We start from the raw sequence: 5,296 nt of genomic DNA, 5'->3' as shown, positions 1-5,296 counted from the left end.
GAAAGCTCGGTATACCGTTCTCAGGACATCGTTTAATTCAGGTTACCCACTTACTAGGAATACCAGACTGCTGCTTGATAATCCATCTTCATGTTTTGCCGGAGTTGGTCAAGGATAGGATGCCTGTGACTTTGAGGGGTAGGACGCTGGGTTTGACGTAAAACGTAGGCAACGTGAAGCGGATATCCGTAGCCGTATAGGGCATCAATACTGCGGAGGGCTACTTCTCGGTTGCGAAACGACCACAGCACCCATTCCTTTCCATTTGCGTAAAGCACACACACATTCCAACCTATGCCTTTGCACCCAACATCTCGAATTTCCACGGTTTTGCACCCTGAGATAGTTATGCTTGTATCCATAACGCAGCGCTACCTGATTTAAGCAAGACAGTGTAAACACTTAGAAACATATCCTAAGAATCATGAAGCTTTTTTGTATTCCGTATAAACGTTGAATTATGTCTCAGGATAAGAACAGGGGGTGGCAACCCTTACGGAGTTTTTGTAAAGCAGGTGATGAATTGTGACCGAGCCATCAACGAAGACGTGCCCAGTCTGCGGCGTTAAAATTATGACCATCATCGGAGGCGATCGCGTTCTTTTCTCCGTAGGTCCCCCAGGTACTCGAAAGATCCTATGGGAGCGGGTCTGTAAGTACACGCAGAAGCCAGGTTGCATTAATCCCAACGGTAATCAATCCTGATCTCCTGTAGCTGTAGCTGAGATTAAAGCTATTCCTATGCGGACTCTCGATTCAGGACATGATTTAGGGAAGATGTGGAAATTTATGCTTGCTCCGGTTCTGTCGGAGGCGGATCACAGAAATTGCAATATTGCCGTGAATGATAAACATGGCCATTGGGAGCTTGTCCAATAGGCACTTCAGCCCATTCTGACAGGTAATTTGCACGTTTTCATTGACACGATCTTTGGGAAGGGTTGTAGATACAAGTTGCTCCACAGGCCCAACGGTCATCCGCATCCATTGCTTTAAAGTGTCTGGCACCTCTCGACTTAGACGAAGCTTGACCTGATCCGACGAAAACGATTGCACGTACGCAGGCGAGAGGAAGGGGTCGTATAGGGGCGCTTCGGGCGTTAGCTGTTTCACGTAGGCGAGACTGATGCCACATAGAAGTTGACGCATGGATTCGGTTGAATCACCTAGTAACTCGCGCGTAAGAAGTGTTTGAGTAATCGCTTGGTTGAGATTTCTAGGATCGCCAATGCTCAGGTGCGTGCCGCCAATGGCCGTAAGCAAATACTTAGAGCCCTGGAGTTCTGAAAACGGTAGAAGCTGTTGGCTAAGAGCAGGCGTAATGTTGTCGTCCGTACCTGCGAGCACAAACGTTGGGATTTGAATAGTCGCTAAACTCTTACTGTCAAATACGCGCCCCATCACCGGGTTCAGAGCCATGATCTGAACGACTCGTGGATCTCGAAGGTTAACATTGTCCTTCTCTAGATCAGAGGCCGAACACTGTACCAAATCCGTGGGGGATAGTCCGACTCGAGTGGGGTCGTCACAGAACTGCCGTAGATGATCAAGGTCGAGGGATGCGCCTGCCAAGGCTAGAGCGGTGTATCCCCCCAGGGAATGGCCGATCACCACTACTTGATGGGTATTGAGCTTTCCCTTAAGGAGGGGGGAGTATTCGTTGAGCTGCTCCAGTTCATCGAGCAAGAAGCTCACGTCTTTGGGGCGATCGATAAATTCAGTGGCGGGTAAAATGCCTTCTGGGCGGCTATAGGTTGACGGCTCAGCAAATAGCTGATTCAGCCATGCAACATTACTAGCAGGGTGTTCGATGGCGGCAACCGTAATTCCGTAGGATGCCAAGTGTTCGGCAAGATAGCCCAAGAAACGGCGATCGGCACCGAATCCGTGGGAGATGACGACAAGGGGGCCATCCCCCCAATCGCTCCAGTACAAATCCACGGGAATACTGCGATCGCGCTTACGGTCATGCAAGGTGAGGGTTTGCTGGTGAACCGTTTGATGCCCCGATTCGGTGGGATCAAAGGCACCATAGAAAAAGGTATCCTGAGACACGCTGAGTTCTCGATCCAAGAGCGATCGCATCGCCTGTCCTTGCCAATGGGGCAGATTGATCTGGGATGCCAGCACGGCAAAGGTCATGGCATCAACGCTGAGACTGTCGTCTGGAAAGGCACGCAGTATGCCAAGCACACTCAATTTTCCCTCACGTTGTGCCGATTCTAGAAGTGCAGTATGAATTGTAAATTCATCGCTGTTGGGCAGGGCCATTCGCAGGGCATCTAACAGGCGATCGCCCTCTGGTGTGTCTAGCAAGTCTTCAATCAGGTGGGATCCCCGATCAGGGTCAACTTGCCAATAGCTATTCAGCACCTGGCGCACCTCGTCGTTGAGGAGCGGGGCATAGAGTTCCAGGGAAGGGGGAACGTTGCCTGTTTTCGCAAAATACTCTAGGTCAGCGATCGCAATGGACTGACGCAGCGGGCCGATCCGCACAATAACCTGTTCAGCGGCGAATGCTGGGGAGGGCAGACCCACAATGCCCCAACTCACGGAGAGAGTCAGCCCCAATAAGAGGGTCTTCACTATGGATTGGATAGGAGTCAAACCAAAATTCAGGAGCGACATTGAACAAGGGGGGACAGATCACATGGACAGAGCTGAGCGACGAAAGTTCCAGGCACAGAACCGAATCAATTGAAATGTGCAGGTGTTATGCTGTGTTTTGTGTTCAAGCTAACGGTGCTTGGCTGTATCCGGTTTGGCATAATGCGCCCATGAAATGCTATAGACCTAGCATGCCCAACGGCATTATCCAAATACTGCGATCGCAGCATTTCTTGAAGATCACGCTGCAATTTATCAAGAAATATGTCTGACCTTTGCAGATGCTCCTAGTGTCATACCGTCGTCTATGCTTGCACGAGATGCTTGAAGATCAAGGAGCACAAACGATCTACAGATTGCTGGACGCTATAGTCACGGTAGCAAGATACCGCTCAGTCTAGATATACCAATAATTCTAATAGTTCTATTGACGTAGTCCTATTTGTAGAGCGCATGGACGGGCGATCGCTGTGATGCAGGCTACTAAACGCAAGCTAGCGATCGAGCAGATGCTGAAATATCAATAGGTTGGGAGTCTCACATCCCGCCTGCTGTGTAAAGAAATGTTGCACAATCGACTCGTTTTCGGGGTGTCAATCCTGGTAGATTATGGCTTCGGGAGCGTAGTAAATTGTGATCAACTACACCCACCGCTAGGAGAATTGATTATTATTTTTTAATATGCACCTGATCGCAGAACGCCATGCCTAGGCGGGATAACCTTGCACGATTGAGGAGCGTTGGCCCTCGTGTTTCTTCGTCACCGGAGAAGCCGTTTCTGCATGGCTGGCAATGGGGATTCCAGGGAAAAACAGTTTGGGACTATTTGCAACTTTTTCTGCTGCCGACGGTGTTTGTGTTGGGAATCATTTACTTAACAATGCAAGCGAATCGTCGGCAGGAGCAGGCGTTCCTTGAGCAGCAGCAATTGGTTGAGGAACAGTATCAGCAGGATATCCTGCAATCTTACTTTGGGGATATTGCCACAGCCATGACCCAAAATCTACGCACGAGCCCACCCGACAGCCCTCTGAAATCGGTGACGAAGACGAAGACCTTGGCGATCTTGCGGGAACTGGATGGCGATCGCAAAGGGCGAGTGCTGCAATTTCTCCACGATAGTAATCTCATTGGCACGCCCAATCCGGTTATTAACCTGGGGCGAGCGGATCTCCGCAATGCCGTGCTGAATAATGCGACTCTCAATGCCGCGATGCTGAACGGAGCCGATTTCAGTGACGCCAATCTAAAATTTGTCAATTTGGGCAATAGCAACCTGAATGGGGCACTGTTGCAAAATGCGGACTTAGAGCAGGCATTTTTGGGCAATGCGATCGCCTGGGGCGGGTATTTACGCAATGCCAATCTGAACAATGCCGATCTGACCGGAGCCGATCTGCGGTTTGCCATTTTAAGCGATGCCTCCCTGCGAGGAGCCAAGCTCAATAACACGGTGCTGAGTGGTGCGATTTTAGAAAATGCCGATCTCCGCAATGCCAATCTCCAGGGGACAAGTTTAGATGGAGCCTTTTTGTGCAACACCACGATGCCGGATGGCTCCATTGAAAATCGGGATTGTTCAAAGTAATCCATGAGTCTGGAGCGATCGCCTATAGAATGCGTACTAGAACGGGCATGAAGTCAAGACTCGTCGTTCGTCGGTGAAATGGGCATGGAACACTCTACCGCTTCGAGGGCGAGCGATCGCCCATCCTCAACCCCTCAGCATCGATTGCAACTTTTCTGTATTTGTGCAGGGATGCTGATCTATTTCACCCAAGTGACAGTACTGTTTCCGGTGCTGCCCCTCTATGTGACCCAGCGATGGCAGGATGCTCCAGTGGGCTTTGTGGTAGGGGCCATGGCTGCCGGATTGCTCTGTTTTCGTCCGTTGATTGGCTGGTTGATTGACCACTGGGGACGTAAGCCTGTGTTGGGGTTGGGATTAGCCATCGTTTTGGCGATCGCCCCGCTCTATTTGTGGTCGCCTACGCCGCTATGGTTGTTGGGGGTGCGAATGCTGCACGGCATTAGCCAAGCTGCGTTTGCAACGGCATCCCAAACCATGCTGGCAGACTTAGTGCCCCCCAGTCGTCGCACGGCGATGTTGGGCTATTTAGCCATGTCCAACACGATTGGATTTTCGTTAGGGCCGTTGCTCGGTTCCCTAGTCTTTGCTAAAGCGGGCTTTGTTCCCGTTGTGCTTCTGATGGTTGGGCTGACGCTCTTGGGCGTGATCCTCAGTCTACCACTGCCGTGGTGTCTATCTACGTTTGAGAAAACGAGTCAGTTATCCAATCTTCGCCCAGCGTCGTCTGTAGAAAAACATGGGTTTCCGTGGGAGATTATTCTGCACTTTCCGGTGCGGGATGCGACGCTGTTATTCTTTGCGGGATCGTTTTTGCACGGAGCCGTCGTCACATTTTTACCGCTATTCATCCCAAATTCGGCGGTATTCTATAGCCTCAATGCATTGGTTGCCGTCTTTGTCCGGTTCGCGTTGGGACGTTGGGGTGGCTATATTTCCCGACAATGGGTCGTTAGTTTGGGGATTCTTTGTTCGGGAATGGCGTTGATTGGCTTGGCGATCGCCCCTAACCTGATTGGTATAGAGCTGATTTGACATCTTTATGATTAGACTTAAAGGAGCCAAACCTCTTAAACCGAACAACGATGAGCTATTCGAGCA

The 5,296-nt window shown here is 50.5% G+C and carries 4 protein-coding genes; 2 read left to right on the top strand and 2 right to left on the bottom strand.

Annotation, left to right across the window (positions count from 1 at the left end; translation table 11 throughout):
* Window positions 1-53: 53 nt before the first annotated feature.
* On the bottom strand, window positions 54-278 hold the full coding sequence (locus IGR76_03360) for a hypothetical protein (protein ID MBF2077565.1): 225 nt from the start codon (window positions 276-278) through the stop codon (window positions 54-56).
* A 490-nt stretch (window positions 279-768) separates the two neighbouring features.
* Window positions 769-2,628 (bottom strand): alpha/beta hydrolase, encoded by a 1,860-nt coding sequence (locus IGR76_03355; protein MBF2077564.1) that lies wholly within the window; start codon window positions 2,626-2,628, stop codon window positions 769-771.
* A gap of 682 nt (window positions 2,629-3,310) precedes the next feature.
* On the opposite strand from IGR76_03355, the gene IGR76_03350 reads away from it, so the two are divergent.
* Together IGR76_03350 and IGR76_03345 are read left to right on the top strand one after the other, a co-directional pair.
* Window positions 3,311-4,195 carry a pentapeptide repeat-containing protein gene (locus IGR76_03350; GenBank protein MBF2077563.1) on the top strand — a complete coding sequence of 295 codons (885 nt, stop codon included), beginning with the start codon at window positions 3,311-3,313 and terminating at the stop codon, window positions 4,193-4,195.
* Window positions 4,196-4,279: 84 nt separating this feature from the next.
* Complete coding sequence (locus IGR76_03345; GenBank protein MBF2077562.1) at window positions 4,280-5,230, top strand: MFS transporter; 951 nt, start codon at window positions 4,280-4,282, stop codon at window positions 5,228-5,230.
* The last annotated feature ends 66 nt before the right edge of the window (window positions 5,231-5,296 follow it).

Source organism: Synechococcales cyanobacterium T60_A2020_003, assembly GCA_015272205.1.
Taxonomy (GTDB): Bacteria; Cyanobacteriota; Cyanobacteriia; order RECH01; family RECH01; genus JACYMB01.
This window is presented reverse-complemented; position numbering and strand designations above follow the sequence as displayed.

What these genes read in the sequence shown, in the direction of transcription:
- IGR76_03355 (MBF2077564.1), bottom strand. Translation starts at nt 2,628, where the DNA reads ATGTCGCTCCTGAATTTTGGTTTGACTCCTATCCAATCCATAGTGAAG.
- IGR76_03350 (MBF2077563.1), top strand. Translation starts at nt 3,311, where the DNA reads ATGCCTAGGCGGGATAACCTTGCACGATTGAGGAGCGTTGGCCCTCGT.
- IGR76_03345 (MBF2077562.1), top strand. Translation starts at nt 4,280, where the DNA reads ATGGAACACTCTACCGCTTCGAGGGCGAGCGATCGCCCATCCTCAACC.